The organism is Halomonas sp. TG39a (assembly GCF_000744395.1).
Classification (GTDB): Bacteria; Pseudomonadota; Gammaproteobacteria; order Pseudomonadales; family Halomonadaceae; genus Vreelandella; species Vreelandella ventosae_B.
Genome location: NZ_JQLV01000001.1, coordinates 3,665,346 through 3,682,166, shown reverse-complemented (window position 1 = coordinate 3,682,166; position 16,821 = coordinate 3,665,346). Strand labels below are relative to the sequence as shown.

The window sequence follows — 16,821 nt, the reverse complement described above, 5'->3', positions numbered from 1 at the left end:
ACTGCGCAGAAAAACTTGAGGAAAGGGTTAACGAGAATCAGCTAGGAAGCTGCCAGCTGCGTTAAGTGGCCCAATAGTATTCATCACCGCTACCAACTTATCGGCATAGAGTGGATCAGTCGCATACCCTCCACGCTGCAGTTCTTGCGCCGCCTGCTCAGCGGTTGGCGCTTGTGTCACACCCGTGTAGCGGGGATTGTTGCCAATCAGATTGGCATAATCAGTAAAGGCATGCTCATACGAGTCATAGACGCGGAAGGTATCAACCACCTGCGTCCGCCGCCCGTTAATATACTCGTGTGTCACAATATCGGTTGTTTCGCCCTGCCACTGACTACCCGCTTTGATGCCAAATAAATTATGGCTGTTATTACCATTTCGAGTCGCAATTTCGTGCTTGCCCCAGCCCGTTTCAAGCGCAGCTTGGGCCAGGATTAACTCAGCAGGCACCCCACTGGTAGCGCTAGCTGCCTGAGCGGGTGCCGCCAGTGTTTGCATGAACTGATCTACATGCGGCAGCTGTCTTTCCGACTGCTCTCGGCTAGTGGCAGATTGCGCAGATACTGCTTCAGCCTCCTGGCCTTGGCGCTCAGCATCTAGCTCCGCCAAGAAACGACTCGCTGAGGGCACTGCGGGGACTGTTTTATCACCCGGGTTTAGGGGACTGTCCAATATACGCGGTGTTCCCCGCGGGATACCGGCAATCAATGCCTGCGTCTGTTGATCAGCGGAGGACGATGCGCTCTCACCTTTTGGAATCGCCCCCTCACGTTTTAGTTGCTCAATCAGCACATCCGCAAGCCCAACCCCTTTAGACGAAATGACCTGTGACCACTGTTGATCCAACATCTGTTGGTAAGTATCCGTCGCGCTGCTGTTCATCAACCCGGACGTTGGGATCGCATCGCGCATGCTTTTCATCATCATCTGTACGAACAGTGCTTCAAACTGCTGGGCTGCCGACTGCACGCCTTCTTCGGGATCAACCCGTGCGGTGTGTTGAAGCCGCTGAAAGCCCTGCATATCAAGCGCAAATTGATTGCTCATATCAGTAGCATTCATTAGATGACCTCCAGCTCAGCACGCAGCGAACCCGATGCTTTCAGCGCTTCTAGAATCGACATTAAATCCTGAGGTGTGGCGCCTAACGCATTCAAGGCATTGACCACTTCGTTGAGCTGCGCACCCTCTACGATTTGCAGATAAGCCTCTTGCTGCTCAATATCAATATCCGCGTCGGGTACCACTACCGTCTCACCCTCTCCAAAGGGATTAGGCTGGCTAACGCCAAATTGGTTATCAATCATGATCGATAGACTGCCGTGGGCCACCGCCGCTTCTCGCAATGTGACAGCACTGTTCATGACCACCGAGCCGGTACGTGAATTCAGCACAACCAGCGCCGGTGCTTCAGTTGGCGTTACCTGAACATTTTCAACACGCGCCATAAAATTGACCCGCGCATTATCATTTGTAGGGCCGTCAAGGGCGATTACTCGGCCATTACGTGCGTAAGCCACCGACTGGCCAAATTCGTTATTAATCGCCGTCACCATGCGCTGAACGGTGCCGAAGTCGGAATCGTTGAGCTGTAATTCAAGCATGCCACCGTTACTGCCCAGGTTAAGCGGCACCTCCATTTCAACCAGCGCGCCGTTGGGAATACGCCCCGAAGCCTGCTGATTGATTTGTACACTGCTACCACCAGCCTGTGCACCCGCGCCTCCTACCAGCATATTCCCCTGGGCAATGGCATATGTATCACCGTCGGCCCCCTTTAAAGGCGTCATTAACAGCGTACCGCCTCGCAAACTGCGTGCGTTGGCTATCGATGAAACAACGATATCTAAGCGCTGGCCAGGTCTTGAAAACGGTGGTAAGTCAGCCGTCACCATCACCGCAGCGACGTTACGTAGTTGCAAATTCGTACCTGAAGGAACAGTCACGCCCAGTTGGGACAGCATGTTGGTCAGGCTTTGGCTAGTGAACGGCGCTTGGGTCGTTTGGTCACCGGTACTATCAAGACCAACCACTAAACCATAGCCTACCAATTGGTTATCGCGGACACCGGCAAAGCTTGCCAGCTCCCGAACGCTCTCTGCCTGAGCAGGTAAAGCCAATAGGCCCATCAACACTAAAGCACTCAGTTGGAGAGCCCCCTTATTGATTATTCTCCGGCTACTTATCCACAAACTACTTAAACGCATCACTATTGACCGCTGTCGCTTTTTCATTGAAGGGCCTTTTATTGCGGGGCCTGTCAGTAGTAGCTCTGTCATTGGTGGCTCCCCATAGAGCTAGAACGGCGAAACGTTTAAGAAGAAACGTTGTAGCCAACCCATATGCTGCGCCTCATTAATATAACCGTCGCCCACATATTCTATACGCGCATCTGCCACCTGAGTGGAAGGCACAGTGTTTTGTGCGGTAATCGTGCGCGGGTTAACGACACCGGAAAAACGAATAAACTCGGTACCTTGGTTGATGGCGATTTGCTTTTCGCCACGCACGCGTAAATTGCCGTTATTCATTACTTCTAATACCGATACTGTAATGGTGCCGGTAAAGGAGTTATTAGCCTGCGACCCTCCGCTGCCGGTAAAGTCATTTTCACCGGAAATATCGTAGCCATACTCTGCAAGCACATCGAGAATGTCTGGCAACTGTGCGAGTTCAAGGCTAGCGCTGCCACTACGACCTGCATTGGATTGCGAGTTTTTGCTCGCACTAACCTCTTCATCCAGCACAATGGTCAAAATGTCGCCTATTGAACGCGGACGGCGATCTTCAAAGAGTGGCTGATAGCCTTGCCTGGCCTGGTAAATAGAGCCATTGGGGATGGGAGGCGGGCGATCAACAATACTGATCTGCTCTTGCTCACCCACGACTGAGGCTCTGGGAATCTGAGCGCACCCGGCAACAACTAGCATTAAAAGCACCAGCCCCGCTAGCGCAATACGACGTGACATGTGGTGCAACTCCAACATAACCCAACCTATAAGTAAGCCCGATGAGCAACAGCCGTTACAGCTGGCTTAAGCGTGCCAACATTTCATCGCTGGTGGAAACCGCTTTGCTATTAATTTCATAGGCGCGCTGGGTTTGAATCATATTGACCATCTCTTCAACGACGTTGACGTTGGAGGTTTCCACGTAGCCTTGGAACAGCCGACCGGCACCATTCATACCAGGCATATTCTCATTGGGTGCCCCAGAAGCTCCCGTCTCTAAATAAAGGTTGCCACCGATACTTTGTAAGCCTGCTGGATTAATAAAGGTACTAACAGTGATTTGCCCTACCTCATTATCAATCGCAACACCTGGCTGGCGAACGCTCACGGTGCCGTCTTCACCTACATTCACTGACAGCGCATTGGCCGGTAAGAAGATGGCAGGTTCAACGGGGTAGCCATTGGCAGTCACCATTTGGCCATTCTCATTTAGCTGAAAACTCCCGTCGCGGGTGTAAGCCGTCGTACCATCGGGCATCAGCACCTGAAAGAACCCTTCACCGTTGATCGCAAGATCGCGGGAGTTCTCTGTTTGCTCTAGCCCACCCTGGGTATGCAAACGCTCTGTGGCAACGGCACGAACACCGGTACCCACCTGCATGCCGGAGGGTAGACGATCCTGAATATTATTCTGAGCGCCTGGTTGACGCATGTTCTGATACAGCAGATCTTCAAAAACGGGACGCGAGCGCTTGAAACCATTGGTACTCACGTTAGCTAAGTTGTTCGAAATCACGTCTAGCTTGGTTTGCTGAGATTCCAAGCCGGTTTTAGCTGTCCATAAGGACTTAATCATAATTATGCTCCCTTGACCAACTGACTCACGTCAGCTCTGAATGGCCAACATCAACCTTGAATAGATAGAATCCCGTTGGCGCGCTGAGCGTTTTCGTCAGCGGTGCTGAGTACTTTCATCTGCATATCGTAACGGCGTGCAACGTCAATCATCGATACCATGGCATCAACAGCGCTAACGTTACTGCCTTCAAGCGCACCGCTAACCAACTTGGCATTTTCGTCAGCAGGCAGAGCTCCAGGCTCACCTTCTTCATTAGGAGGCGCACGAAACAGGCCGTCTTCACCGCGCGTTAAGTCTCCATCTTCAGGTGTCACCAGCTTAATGCGCCCCACTTCGACCAGCGCTTCCGGTCCTACGCCTTCAGGGATGGCACTAATCGTGCCGTCGGCACCGATGGATATCTGCGCCCCTTGTGGCACGGCAATTGGGCCGCCTTCGCCCATCACTGGTCGTCCAACGCTAAGCAACACGCCATCATTGTCAATCTGCAGGTCACCACGGCGTGTATAGGTTTCAGTACCGTCATCCGCCTGTACCGCCATCCAAGCGTCGTCCTGCATGGCGACATCAAGGGTGCGCCCGGTATACTCAACAGGGCCTTGAGAAAAATCACTGCCAGGCGTGGTCGTCACCGCTGACGCCCGCGTTGCCAGTAACGCCTCACCTTGCACGGGCACAGAACGAGCCGCCTGTAACTGGGCACGAAAACCAGTAGTGCTCACATTCGATAGGTTATTACTCACTACCGATTGTTGATCCATGCTGTTCTTGGCACCGCTCATGGCGGTATAGAGCATTCGATCCACGCTACTTACTCCTTAACGTATTGACCGATTATTAAAGATTAATAATGGTCTGCAGGAGCTCGTCCTGGGTACTGATCGTTTGCGAGTTGGCCTGATAAGCACGCTGGGCAACAATCATATCGACTAGCTCACGAGCCATATCGACATTGGACGTTTCAACCGCACTCGGCTCAATTAAGCCGCGCTGCCCCGTACCAGGGGCGCCCACAAGCTCTTGGCCCGAAGCACCGGTAGCAGTCCATAGGTTATCGCCATCGGGCTGTAAACCCTCAGGATTTCGAAAGCTAACCAGCGCAATTTGACCAGCGGCACGCGACTCTTCGTTAGAGTAGTTACGCATAACGGTGCCATCGTCTTCGATAGTGACACCTACTAAAGAACCAGAAGTGTAGCCATCTTGAGAAATATCACTAACAGAGGAGCTTTCCGCGAACTGAGTGGTTCCTTGGAAATCAAACTCAATATTTAGCTCTTCAAAAACATTCCCGGCACCAAACTCACCAGCAGCTATTGTGATAGGAGCAGAATCGTCAGCTTGAAGCGTGCCGTTTTGAGTAAAGGTCAATGAGCCTAAATCCAGGTCGTCGTAGGTTTGGGCATCATTAGGCCCCCCACTGAGACGCCCTCGCATCTGCCACTCATTCGTCTCACCTTGATCCTTAATAAAGTACATCGTCAGATTGCGGGCGTTACCTTGTGAGTCGTAAACAGTGGCGTTAGTGGAGTAGTTATAGGTAGATGAGTCAGCAGAGTCAAAATCAGCTGGCTCTAAACCCTCCTCACCCGAATCCAGGTTAAGTTCAGCCGCTAGCTGCGTAGTGGCATTAGCAGCAAGCCCAGCGGAATCTACTTCTAAAGCTGCCACATCACCACCCGCCTGCACATTCCCCTCTGCATCGGCAGCGTAGCCCATAATCTGAGCACCCTGAGCATTCACCAGACGTCCATCAGCTGTCATGGTTAGCTGGCCATTGCGCGAGTAACCCACTTCGCCATTGGGCTGCTGAAAGCGGAAGAAGCCTTCACCCGCTATCGCCAAATCCATATTGCGGTTGGTGGATTCAACATTACCCTGGCTAAAATTCTGCTGTACCGTAGAGGTACGAACGCCAAGCCCGATACGTGATTCGGCATATACATCGGCGAACTGGACGTTGGAGCTTTTAAATCCAACCGTTTGCGAGTTGGCAATATTATTACCAACGGCACCTAATTTCTGCTGCTGAGCGCTTAGACCACTAAGTGCTTGTGAAAAGCTCATAACGTTCCCCTGAAGAAGCTGTGTTTAATCAAATGTTGTGTTTAATGAACGGTTAAAGAATTTGTTTAACGTCGTTCAAGCTGATTTGGCCATAGATAGCGCCGAGATCCAGCCGAACGCCGCCACTGCTATCATTAGGCGTCACGCTATTTACTACCGCGTACTGCAAGGCAGTGGATTCGATTTTTTCACCTTCACCGTCGGTTGCCTCTAACTGAACCGAATATCGGCCGCTGGCAACCGCCTCTTTCTGATCATTGAGACCATCCCACTGGAAAGATTGAACACCGGCATCTAGCGCCCCAAGGTCAAGAGTTCTAATGACTTGTCCACCCTCACCCACAACCGTCGCTTTAACGTTTGCCGCTGGCTCGGCCAGCTCTATACCGAAGGGCGTGGTGTAAGAATTCCCGTCGTCATCTTGCTCTACTAAAACATCCTTGCCGGACACCATGACACCTTTGCCAATTAGGCCACTCGCCTGCAGCGCCTGATTGGCATCCATCTGGCTGGTAATGCCCTCTAGCGTGCTGTTCAGCTCTTCAATACCACTGACCGTATTAATTTGCGCTAACTGTGAAGTCATCTCCGAATTTTCCATCGGATTGAGCGGATCCTGATTCTGCAGTTGCGTAATCAGCAACGTCATAAAACTTTCACGTAGCTCATCGGATTGGCGGGCAGAGAGACCATTAGAACCGCCGCCGTTTATGTTATTCAATACACTCGTATCGACATTCATGGTTTACCCCTCACCCAGCGAAAGCGTCTGCATCAACATCTGCTTACTGGTGTTAAATACTTCAACGTTGGCTTGATAGGAGCGCGAGGCAGAAATCATGTTGACCATTTCATGCACCGGTTCAACGTTGGGCTTTGCCACGTAGCCATCTTCATCCGCCGCCGGATGGTTAGGCATATACTCCATACGCAGCGGCGAATCGTCTTCCACCACCTCGGTGACCCGCACGCCGCCAACGCCATAGCGATTGCCCTGCGCCTGAGTTTCAAACATTACCTGCTTCGCTCGATAGGTTTCCCCATCCGGACCGGCAACACTGTCGGCATTGGCCATATTGCTGGCGGTAACATTCATGCGCTGGGACTGAGCGCTCATTGCCGAACTGGCAATATCAAACGTAGAGAACATTGACATAATTGGTTAGCTCCTCACTAATTTGGCCTGGATTATTCGGGCTGCATGGCATTTTTCAGTCCTTGAATACGGCTGTTGAGCATCGTGATTCCGACTTGATAACGCACAGCGTTATCAGCAAATTGCGTGCGCTCACGATCCATATCAACCGTATTTCCATCCAAACTAGGCTGGTCGGGAATGCGGTAAAGTAAATCGGCGTTGCCCGCTCCACGCCATGCGGGGCCTTCTCCAGCAATATGGTGTCCAGCGGTGCGCGCCAGTGTCAGACCACCGCCAGCATTACTAGATGCACTCTGAGTACCGTCTACTGCTTTTTTCAGCTCACTAGCAAAATCAATGTCACGCGCTTTGTAGTTAGGCGTATCGGCATTAGCAATATTAGCTGCCAACACCTCGTGACGTGCCTGGCGTAAACCCACGGCTTGCTGATGAAAATTAAAGGCAGATTCCAGTTGATCAATCATGCCGACCCTCGCTTTGAGGCAAAAAATAAAATGGATTTTGTTGATGATGAAGAATACGTCTGGAACTGTCAGCCTAAAGCATGGAACAGCTGGCGTTTCCACCAGCATTTCGCGTGATACGCCTGCTACCTTTTCGCTACACTAAGCGATGACTTCTCCTCGTTGTTCTCCTTTCTCCAGTTCCCAAACAAGCGGCCTCAACATGCTACGACAGCGCTTTACTAAGCCAAGCACTCTTCGCTTTTGGCAGGTAGTCCTCTTGTTGGCAATCTTATGCGTCACTTCCTTTACCACAGCTCAGGCTGATGACGACAACCTTCTCCAGCAAGTGCACAGTTTTTTGTATGCAGAGACACAGGCACTAGGTGAGGAAGTGGTGATTGACCTACAGCCGCCTTCCCCACATTTGCCTGAATGCGTTCAACCGGAGCCTTTTTTGCCCAATGCAAATCAGGCGCCCTTAGGCCGTGTGTCCGTAGGGGTGCGTTGCGGTGAAAACGGTCGACAAGTCCGCTACTTGCAGGCCCAAATTGATGTCATTGGCAGTTACATGGTGGCAGCAAGGGATATTGAACGGGGCACACTGATTAAGCCAAACATGCTCAGCGAGCGCGATGGTAACCTTGGTGACCTGTCGGCTCAGGCGTTGACCGATGAAGAAGATATTGTGGGTAAAATCACTCAGCGTCCCATTCGTAGTGGCAGCGCCTTTTTAGCGCACTATTTACAAGCCCCCCACTTAGTTGAACGAGGGCAGCGCGTTACTGTCATAGCACAGGGCTCTGCCTTTCGCGTTTCACGGGAGGGCGAAGCACTTGAAAATGGCGCTCTTGGCGAGCAAATTCGGGTGCGTTTTGGTTCACGGGAAATCATGACTGCGCGTGTCACTGAGCGCGGTGTATTGGTGGTGGATTTTTAACTCAACGCCTAAAGTTATACCGAGCACTGCCGATATATTGCTATACAGGCTAGATTAAGCGCCAAGCGCATCGACGTTGACGATGAGGCAGACAACGTGAATATTGATAATATTAATCCGCTGCTACGCTCCAACCAAGCCCAGCAGCGCAATGAAACACAAAAAGCTGATAGCGTACAACCCGCTGAACCAAGCGGTACGGCTCGCGAATCAACTCAGTTAAGCCAATCAAATATCGACGAATCTCAGGATATCGATAGCGCTAGAGTTGAAGAGATTCGCGACGCCATTCGTGAGGGACGCCTTGAAATGCGTGCTGATCGCATCGCTGAGGGCTTAATTGCCAATCTCAAAGACCTATAAGGGGGCACTGTAATGAGCCTTGCATCCCTGCTTACCGATCAACAACAGCGCCTTGATGCGCTTACTTCGTTGCTGTCCAGTGAGCAAAATTTATTGACGCAAGGAGACATTGACGGTGATGCACTATCTCAAATCGCACTAGAAAAACAGTCATTATTGGCTGAGCTAGAGCGTATTGAGGCTGTGCGACGCAATGTGCAAAAGCGTCTTGGATATGCCGAAGGTGCTAACGGCGCCAGAGCGGCAGCCCAGGATGCGGGTTGTCTTACAGCGTGGGCACGCTTGCTAGAAAAGAGTGAGCGAGCTTCGCGTATGAATGAGCTAACCGGCCAAATGCTCTCAGTAAGGATGAAGCATAATCAAGACATGCTCGATTATATTCGTCAAATCGCAGAAAAAACGCTTTATAAGCCAGATGGTCGTAACAGCGCCCAACCAGGCAAAATCAACGCTTCCGCCTAATCTCTCTCGACAAGTTCTCCACATGACGTTTCAATGAAAGCCTTCATTAGCAGGACTTCAAAGGCTTCTCATGTTCAATTTACTGCCTCATCATTATACAGCGCTGGTTGTCGGTGCATCGGGAGGGATAGGAGCTGCCATCATTAAGCAGCTACTATCCTCCCCTCAGGTCGGCCACGTTATTGCGGTAAGCCGCCAACCACAACAACTTGATCACCCTCGCCTTACTCATCTAACACTTGATATTTCCCAAGAGCAGGATAGGCAGGCGCTTAAGAAAGAGTTGGCTGCCCAGCCGATTCACTTATTTTTCAATGCCATCGGCATCCTGCATGATGAAGCTTTACAGCTGCTACCCGAGAAACGCCTTGATCAGCTTAGCGCTGAGAATCTAGCCCAAACAATGAACATCAACGCCTTTGTACCGATCCTTCTGCTAGCGACACTGCAGGACTCGTTCAAAGGGACACATCCGGCAGTGATTGCCAGCCTCTCCGCCCGGGTTGGCTCAATCGAAGATAATCAGCTAGGCGGCTGGTACAGCTACCGTGCCAGCAAAGCTGCTCACAATATGCTGATGAAGACAGCATCCATAGAGCTCAAGAGGCTTAATAAGCAGTCCACCGTGCTATGCCTGCATCCTGGCACCACCGATACCGCTCTCTCCAAACCCTTTCAAGCCCGGGTGCCTAACGAAAAGCTTTTCACGCCCTCATTTGTAGCAGAGCAGTTGCTGGCCGTCATCGCTCAGCGCACGCCCGACGATAGCGGTACCTTCTGGGCTTGGGATGGCCAACCTATCGAGTGGTGAGGTGTGAGGCGTGAGGTGTGAGGCGTGAGGTGTGAGGCGTGAGGCGTGAGGCGTGAGGCGTGAGGCGTGAGGCGTGAGGCGTGAGGCGTGAGGCGTGAGGCGGAACAGGATATTGGGGAGACCCCCATTAACCAACGTTTTCTACTCACGATTCACGACTTACCCTTCACCCAACACAAAAAAAATCCCCCAAGGCATCAGCCCTGGGGGATTTTTCATAATAAGTGCCTGACGATGACCTACTCTCGCATGGGGAGACCCCACACTACCATCGGCGCTAAGCGGTTTCACTTCTGAGTTCGGCAAGGGATCAGGTGGTTCACGCGTGCTATGGTCGTCAGGCGTAACTGTTAATGTACATCATGCTGACTAGCGTTTTTGCTATCTTGTGATCGTCTCATTGCCTGTCACCCTGGCGTTATGTCGCTTGGGCCACACGCTGCGTATCCGGCTTTGAATGTTGCGTCATCATTACGACCAGACCCCTTGGGTGTTATAGGGTCAAGCCTCACGGGCCATTAGTACACGTTAGCTCAACGCCTTGCAGCGCTTCCACACCGTGCCTATCAACCAGCTGGTCTCGCTGGGCCCTTCAGGAGGCTCTAGGCCTCAGGGATGTCTCATCTTGAAGGGGGCTTCCCGCTTAGATGCTTTCAGCGGTTATCCCGTCCGACCATAGCTACCCGGCAATGCCACTGGCGTGACAACCGGAACACCAGAGGGTCGTCCACTCCGGTCCTCTCGTACTAGGAGCAGCCCTTCTCAAACATCCAACGCCCACGGCAGATAGGGACCGAACTGTCTCACGACGTTCTAAACCCAGCTCGCGTACCACTTTAAATGGCGAACAGCCATACCCTTGGGACCGACTTCAGCCCCAGGATGTGATGAGCCGACATCGAGGTGCCAAACACCGCCGTCGATGTGAACTCTTGGGCGGTATCAGCCTGTTATCCCCGGAGTACCTTTTATCCGTTGAGCGATGGCCCTTCCATACAGAACCACCGGATCACTAGAACCTGCTTTCGCACCTGCTCGACGTGTCTGTCTCGCAGTCAAGCACCCTTATGCTCTTGCACTCAATGCACGATGTCCGACCGTGCTGAGGGTACCTTCGTGCTCCTCCGTTACTCTTTAGGAGGAGACCGCCCCAGTCAAACTACCCACCACACACTGTCCTCGATCCGGATAACGGACCTGAGTGAGAACGCCAATGATGCCAGGCTGGTATTTCAAGGTTGGCTCCACCCGAACTGGCGTCCGAGTTTCAAAGCCTCCCAGCTATCCTACACAGGCAACATCAGCGTCCAGTGTGAAGCTATAGTAAAGGTTCACGGGGTCTTTCCGTCTAGCCGCGGGTACACCGCATCTTCACGGCGATTTCAATTTCACTGAGTCTCGGGTGGAGACAGCGTGGCCATCATTACGCCATTCGTGCAGGTCGGAACTTACCCGACAAGGAATTTCGCTACCTTAGGACCGTTATAGTTACGGCCGCCGTTTACCGGGGCTTCAATCAAGAGCTTCGCCTTGCGGCTAACACCATCATTTAACCTTCCGGCACCGGGCAGGCGTCACACCCTATACGTCCGCTTGCGCGTTAGCAGAGTGCTGTGTTTTTAATAAACAGTTGCAGCCACCTGGTATCTTCGACCGGTTCGGGCTAGGAGAGCAAGTCTCTTCACCCTACGCCGGCGTGCCTTCTCCCGAAGTTACGGCACCATTTTGCCTAGTTCCTTCACCCGAGTTCTCTCAAGCGCCTTGGGATTCTCACCCTGACCACCTGTGTCGGTTTGGGGTACGGTCGCACATGATCTGAAGCTTAGAGGCTTTTCCTGGAAGCGTGGCATCAGTGACTTCCTGACCGTGGTCAGTTCATCTCGTGTCTCGGCCTTGAAAGGGTCCGGATTTACCTAAACCCTCAGCCTACTCACTTTCACCAGGACAACCAACGCCTGGCTCACCTAGCCTTCTTCGTCCCCCCATCGCAACCATGTCCGGTACGGGAATATTGACCCGTTTCCCATCGACTACGCCTTTCGGCCTCGCCTTAGGGGCCGACTCACTCTGCTCCGATTAGCGTCGAACAGAAACCCTTGGTCTTCCGGCGAGGGAGTTTTTCACTCCCTTTATCGTTACTCATGTCAGCATTCGCACTCGTGATACCTCCAGCAGACTTCTCAATCCACCTTCATTGGCGTACACGACGCTCCTCTACCGCTCATCCTAAGGATGAACCCGTAGCTTCGGTACCTGGTTTAGCCCCGTTACATCTTCCGCGCAGGCCGACTCGACTAGTGAGCTATTACGCTTTCTTTAAAGGATGGCTGCTTCTAAGCCAACCTCCTAGCTGTCTGAGCCTTCCCACATCGTTTCCCACTTAACCAGGATTTCGGGACCTTAGCTGACGGTCTGGGTTGTTTCCCTTTTCACGACGGACGTTAGCACCCGCCGTGTGTCTCCCACGCGTTACTCACCGGTATTCGGAGTTTGCCTCGGGTTGGTAAGTCGGGATGACCCCCTAGCCGAAACAGTGCTCTACCCCCGGCGGTACTACGTGAGGCGCTACCTAAATAGCTTTCGAGGAGAACCAGCTATCTCCGAGCTTGATTAGCCTTTCACTCCGATCCACAAGTCATCCAAATCTTTTTCAACAGATCCTGGTTCGGGCCTCCAATTGATGTTACTCAATCTTCACCCTGCTCATGGATAGATCGCTCGGTTTCGGGTCTATATCCAGCGACTGTGTCGCCCAGTTAAGACTCGGTTTCCCTACGGCTCCCCTATACGGTTAACCTCGCCACTGAATATAAGTCGCTGACCCATTATACAAAAGGTACGCAGTCACAGAACAAGTCTGCTCCTACTGCTTGTACGCACACGGTTTCAGGATCTATTTCACTCCCCTCTCCGGGGTTCTTTTCGCCTTTCCCTCACGGTACTGGTTCACTATCGGTCAGCCAGGAGTATTTAGCCTTGGAGGATGGTCCCCCCGTCTTCAGTCAAGGTTTCTCGTGCCCCGACCTACTCGATTTCACATGATCAGATTTTCGACTACGGGGCTATCACCCGCTACGGCCAGACTTCCCAATCTGTTCGCCTAATCAGTCACATGCTTAAGGGCTGGTCCCCGTTCGCTCGCCGCTACTAGGGGAATCTCGGTTGATTTCTTTTCCTCAGGGTACTTAGATGTTTCAGTTCCCCTGGTTCGCCTCGTACACCTATGTATTCAGTGCACGATACTCATCTTATGATGAGTGGGTTTCCCCATTCAGAAATGCCCGGGTCACAGGTTGTTGCCACCTCACCGAGCCTTATCGCAGGCTACCACGTCTTTCATCGCCTCTGGCTGCCTAGGCATCCACCGTGTGCGCTTCATTGCTTGACCCTATAACCCGAAGGAGTCTGGATGTCGCAATGATCACGTTTCATTTTGCCGGATACGCTTGAGACGTATCACAATTTAAGACCATACCTTGCGGTATGTTCTTGTCAGCATGATATACATTGTTAAAGAGCGACTGCTATACGCAGTGATAAGGCAACGCCGTAGGCGGCTGGCTTATCACTGCGCATCAACAGCTATCTGATCAGGTAATTCATTGTGGACGCTTACCGACTGTGACGCATCGTTTAAGGAGGTGATCCAGCCGCAGGTTCCCCTACGGCTACCTTGTTACGACTTCACCCCAGTCATGAACCACACCGTGGTGATCGCCCTCTTGCGTTAGGCTAACCACTTCTGGTGCAGTCCACTCCCATGGTGTGACGGGCGGTGTGTACAAGGCCCGGGAACGTATTCACCGTGACATTCTGATTCACGATTACTAGCGATTCCGACTTCACGGAGTCGAGTTGCAGACTCCGATCCGGACTGAGACCGGCTTTAAGGGATTCGCTGACTCTCGCGAGCTCGCAGCCCTTTGTACCGGCCATTGTAGCACGTGTGTAGCCCTACCCGTAAGGGCCATGATGACTTGACGTCGTCCCCACCTTCCTCCGGTTTGTCACCGGCAGTCTCCTTAGAGTTCCCACCATTACGTGCTGGCAAATAAGGACAAGGGTTGCGCTCGTTACGGGACTTAACCCAACATTTCACAACACGAGCTGACGACAGCCATGCAGCACCTGTCTTACAGTTCCCGAAGGCACACCAGAATCTCTTCCGGCTTCTGTAGATGTCAAGGGTAGGTAAGGTTCTTCGCGTTGCATCGAATTAAACCACATGCTCCACCGCTTGTGCGGGCCCCCGTCAATTCATTTGAGTTTTAACCTTGCGGCCGTACTCCCCAGGCGGTCGACTTATCGCGTTAACTTCGCCACAAAGTGCTCTAGGCACCCAACGGCTGGTCGACATCGTTTACGGCGTGGACTACCAGGGTATCTAATCCTGTTTGCTACCCACGCTTTCGCACCTCAGTGTCAGTGTCAGTCCAGAAGGCCGCCTTCGCCACTGGTATTCCTCCCGATCTCTACGCATTTCACCGCTACACCGGGAATTCTACCTTCCTCTCCTGCACTCTAGCCTGACAGTTCCGGATGCCGTTCCCAGGTTGAGCCCGGGGCTTTCACAACCGGCTTATCAAGCCACCTACGCGCGCTTTACGCCCAGTAATTCCGATTAACGCTTGCACCCTCCGTATTACCGCGGCTGCTGGCACGGAGTTAGCCGGTGCTTCTTCTGCGAGTGATGTCTTTCCTACCGGGTATTAACCGATAGGCGTTCTTCCTCGCTGAAAGTGCTTTACAACCCGAGGGCCTTCTTCACACACGCGGCATGGCTGGATCAGGGTTGCCCCCATTGTCCAATATTCCCCACTGCTGCCTCCCGTAGGAGTTCGGGCCGTGTCTCAGTCCCGATGTGGCTGATCATCCTCTCAGACCAGCTACGGATCGTTGCCTTGGTAAGCCATTACCTTACCAACTAGCTAATCCGACATAGGCTCATCCAATAGCGGGAGCCGGAGCCCCCTTTCTCCCGTAGGACGTATGCGGTATTAGCCTGGGTTTCCCCAGGTTATCCCCCACTATCGGGCAGATTCCTATGCATTACTCACCCGTCCGCCGCTCGTCAGCGGGTAGCAAGCTACCCCTGTTACCGCTCGACTTGCATGTGTTAGGCCTGCCGCCAGCGTTCAATCTGAGCCATGATCAAACTCTTCAGTTTAAGATCTATGCGGTTCTTACCCGCCACTCGAAAGTGACAGAAGCGAACCAAACTTGGCTCAAGGTTCAAACGAATTCATTCAAAACAGGTTTCGAAAAACCTTATTGCTTGAGTCGCTTGCCTTGATATTTGGTGATTTGTCACCAACATCAGCAAGCGCCCACATGAATTACCTGATCAAATTGTTAAAGAGCTGTTTCGCTGCTTGGTTACTGTGAAAGTAACCGGGCTGCCGTTGAACTGGCCTGCCTCAGCGAGGAAGGCGTATTCTACGCATTTCCTGGCGTTTGTCAAGGGCGTTGTTTTCGATGCGGATCAATCAACATCCAAAACCGCTTGCTTTTGCAAAAGCGTTAACTGCCTGACAAACCAAGGCTTTTACACCTTATGCACCGCTGGTAACGCTTGGCGTCCCCGGCAGCGGATGCGTACTTTACGGATTCGCTGACGGGTTGGCAAGCGGTTTTGTAGAAAAATTACAAATTCGTCATATTGAGTGGATTAAACCCCTTCGGCGGTACCCTCATTGGCGGTTACACTAGACTCATCTACCACTTTGCTGAGGTCCGCCATGAGCCACCACCTGCTAACAGTCGACTCATTAAACCGTGAAAGCGTTGATCATTTACTGCGTGTGGCTGCACGCATGGAGCCGATTGCTCAACGGCGCCAAGTGACACGAGTGTTGGAAGGGGCGGTACTCGGCAACCTGTTTTTTGAAGCCAGCACTCGTACGCGTGTAAGCTTTAATGCTGCCTTTTGTCGTTTAGGTGGCAGTGTGTGTGACACCACGGGCTTCACTTTCTCCTCTATGGCGAAGGGAGAGTCACTATATGACACCAGCCGTGTAATGAGTGGCTACTGCGACGCCATTGTAATGCGCCACCCCGACCAGGGCTCGGTGGCTGAGTTTGCCGCGGCGACGAATGTACCGGTTATTAATGGTGGCGACGGCCCCGGGGAGCACCCCAGCCAAGCACTACTTGACCTTTATACGATTGATAAAGAGTTTCAGCGCCTGGGTAAATCGCTGACAGGTGCGCACATATTACTCACCGGCGACTTGAAGTACGGCCGTACCGTACATTCACTGATTAAGCTTTTATCACTCTATGACCCACTGCGCATTACCCTGGTGTCACCGCCGGGCCTTGAGATGCCTTCCAAGCTGATTGACTTAGTAGCCTCTCGCGGCCACCGCATTGAGCAGCGCGATTCTCTCGCTAGTGATTTTGCCGATTTAGATGTGGTGTACACCACACGAATACAGAAGGAGCGCTTTACCGACGAGATGAATGAGAGCTTTCAGGGGCTCTCTGACGACTTTATGGTTAACCGCGATTTTCTCGATCACCGCTGCAGCCAAAGCACCATTGTGATGCACCCGCTACCCAGGGATAGCCGCCCCGGCGCGAATGATTTAAACGTCGACCTTAACGGCGATCCGCGTCTGGCGATTTTCCGCCAAACCGATAACGGTATCCCCATGCGAATGGCGATTTTCGCGACACTGCTCAATGTCGATGAGCTAATCGAAAAAGAGCTACGCCCCGTGCGCTGGTACGTACCCACCCAAACGGGCACGCTGGATCGTTAAAG

14 protein-coding genes and 3 rRNA genes are annotated in these 16,821 nt (G+C 52.4%); 5 read left to right on the top strand and 12 right to left on the bottom strand.

The window, feature by feature from the left end; translation table 11 throughout:
* Positions 1 to 27: 27 nt before the first annotated feature.
* The 9 genes from flgJ to flgB all read right to left on the bottom strand — a co-directional run bounded on the left by flgJ (position 28) and on the right by flgB (position 7,500).
* The gene (flgJ, locus tag U738_RS16565) at positions 28 to 1,062 is read right to left on the bottom strand and encodes a flagellar assembly peptidoglycan hydrolase FlgJ (RefSeq protein ID WP_035582525.1); all 1,035 of its coding nucleotides are present in this window, start codon (positions 1,060 to 1,062) and stop codon (positions 28 to 30) included.
* A complete protein-coding gene (locus tag U738_RS16560) occupies positions 1,062 to 2,129 on the bottom strand; it encodes a flagellar basal body P-ring protein FlgI (RefSeq protein WP_442905703.1) in 1,068 nt (355 codons plus the stop codon). The genes flgJ and U738_RS16560 overlap by 1 nt, the downstream gene beginning before the upstream one ends.
* 168 nt (positions 2,130 to 2,297) lie before the next feature.
* Entirely contained in the window at positions 2,298 to 2,987 is a 690-nt protein-coding gene (locus U738_RS16555; RefSeq protein ID WP_035582523.1) for a flagellar basal body L-ring protein FlgH, read from the bottom strand.
* 37 nt (positions 2,988 to 3,024) lie between these two features.
* A complete protein-coding gene (gene flgG, locus U738_RS16550) occupies positions 3,025 to 3,807 on the bottom strand; it encodes a flagellar basal-body rod protein FlgG (RefSeq protein ID WP_022520957.1) in 783 nt (260 codons plus the stop codon).
* A 50-nt stretch (positions 3,808 to 3,857) separates the two neighbouring features.
* The gene (flgF, locus tag U738_RS16545) at positions 3,858 to 4,616 is read right to left on the bottom strand and encodes a flagellar basal-body rod protein FlgF (protein WP_035582521.1); all 759 of its coding nucleotides are present in this window, start codon (positions 4,614 to 4,616) and stop codon (positions 3,858 to 3,860) included.
* A 31-nt stretch (positions 4,617 to 4,647) separates the two neighbouring features.
* Positions 4,648 to 5,877 carry a flagellar hook protein FlgE gene (gene flgE, locus U738_RS16540; protein WP_035582520.1) on the bottom strand — a complete coding sequence of 410 codons (1,230 nt, stop codon included), beginning with the start codon at positions 5,875 to 5,877 and terminating at the stop codon, positions 4,648 to 4,650.
* Positions 5,878 to 5,929: 52 nt separating this feature from the next.
* Complete coding sequence (locus tag U738_RS16535) at positions 5,930 to 6,619, bottom strand: flagellar hook assembly protein FlgD (RefSeq protein ID WP_035582519.1); 690 nt, start codon at positions 6,617 to 6,619, stop codon at positions 5,930 to 5,932.
* A gap of 3 nt (positions 6,620 to 6,622) precedes the next feature.
* Complete coding sequence (gene flgC, locus U738_RS16530; RefSeq protein WP_035582517.1) at positions 6,623 to 7,033, bottom strand: flagellar basal body rod protein FlgC; 411 nt, start codon at positions 7,031 to 7,033, stop codon at positions 6,623 to 6,625.
* Between the two features lie 32 nt (positions 7,034 to 7,065).
* Positions 7,066 to 7,500 carry a flagellar basal body rod protein FlgB gene (flgB, locus tag U738_RS16525; RefSeq protein ID WP_035582516.1) on the bottom strand — a complete coding sequence of 145 codons (435 nt, stop codon included), beginning with the start codon at positions 7,498 to 7,500 and terminating at the stop codon, positions 7,066 to 7,068.
* 148 nt (positions 7,501 to 7,648) lie between these two features.
* Between flgB and flgA the strand changes: the two genes are divergently transcribed.
* The 4 genes from flgA to U738_RS16505 all read left to right on the top strand — a co-directional run bounded on the left by flgA (position 7,649) and on the right by U738_RS16505 (position 10,055).
* A complete protein-coding gene (flgA, locus tag U738_RS16520; RefSeq protein WP_327050260.1) occupies positions 7,649 to 8,419 on the top strand; it encodes a flagellar basal body P-ring formation chaperone FlgA in 771 nt (256 codons plus the stop codon).
* A gap of 96 nt (positions 8,420 to 8,515) precedes the next feature.
* Complete coding sequence (gene flgM / locus U738_RS16515; protein WP_035582507.1) at positions 8,516 to 8,782, top strand: flagellar biosynthesis anti-sigma factor FlgM; 267 nt, start codon at positions 8,516 to 8,518, stop codon at positions 8,780 to 8,782.
* 12 nt (positions 8,783 to 8,794) lie between these two features.
* On the top strand, positions 8,795 to 9,244 hold the full coding sequence (locus U738_RS16510; protein ID WP_035582504.1) for a flagella synthesis protein FlgN: 450 nt from the start codon (positions 8,795 to 8,797) through the stop codon (positions 9,242 to 9,244).
* Positions 9,245 to 9,314: 70 nt separating this feature from the next.
* Entirely contained in the window at positions 9,315 to 10,055 is a 741-nt protein-coding gene (locus U738_RS16505) for an SDR family NAD(P)-dependent oxidoreductase (protein ID WP_035582502.1), read from the top strand.
* 226 nt (positions 10,056 to 10,281) lie between these two features.
* On the opposite strand, the gene rrf is transcribed toward U738_RS16505, so the two are convergent.
* The 3 genes from rrf to U738_RS16490 all read right to left on the bottom strand — a co-directional run bounded on the left by rrf (position 10,282) and on the right by U738_RS16490 (position 15,222).
* Positions 10,282 to 10,397: ribosomal RNA gene (gene rrf, locus U738_RS16500) — 5S ribosomal RNA — on the bottom strand.
* Between the two features lie 155 nt (positions 10,398 to 10,552).
* Positions 10,553 to 13,443, bottom strand: a 23S ribosomal RNA gene (locus U738_RS16495).
* Between the two features lie 246 nt (positions 13,444 to 13,689).
* Positions 13,690 to 15,222: ribosomal RNA gene (locus tag U738_RS16490) — 16S ribosomal RNA — on the bottom strand.
* The 16S, 23S and 5S rRNA genes sit together here, the layout of an rRNA operon.
* A 571-nt stretch (positions 15,223 to 15,793) precedes the next feature.
* On the opposite strand from U738_RS16490, the gene U738_RS16485 reads away from it, so the two are divergent.
* The gene (locus U738_RS16485) at positions 15,794 to 16,819 is read left to right on the top strand and encodes an aspartate carbamoyltransferase (RefSeq protein ID WP_027958465.1); all 1,026 of its coding nucleotides are present in this window, start codon (positions 15,794 to 15,796) and stop codon (positions 16,817 to 16,819) included.
* Positions 16,820 to 16,821: the final 2 nt, after the last annotated feature.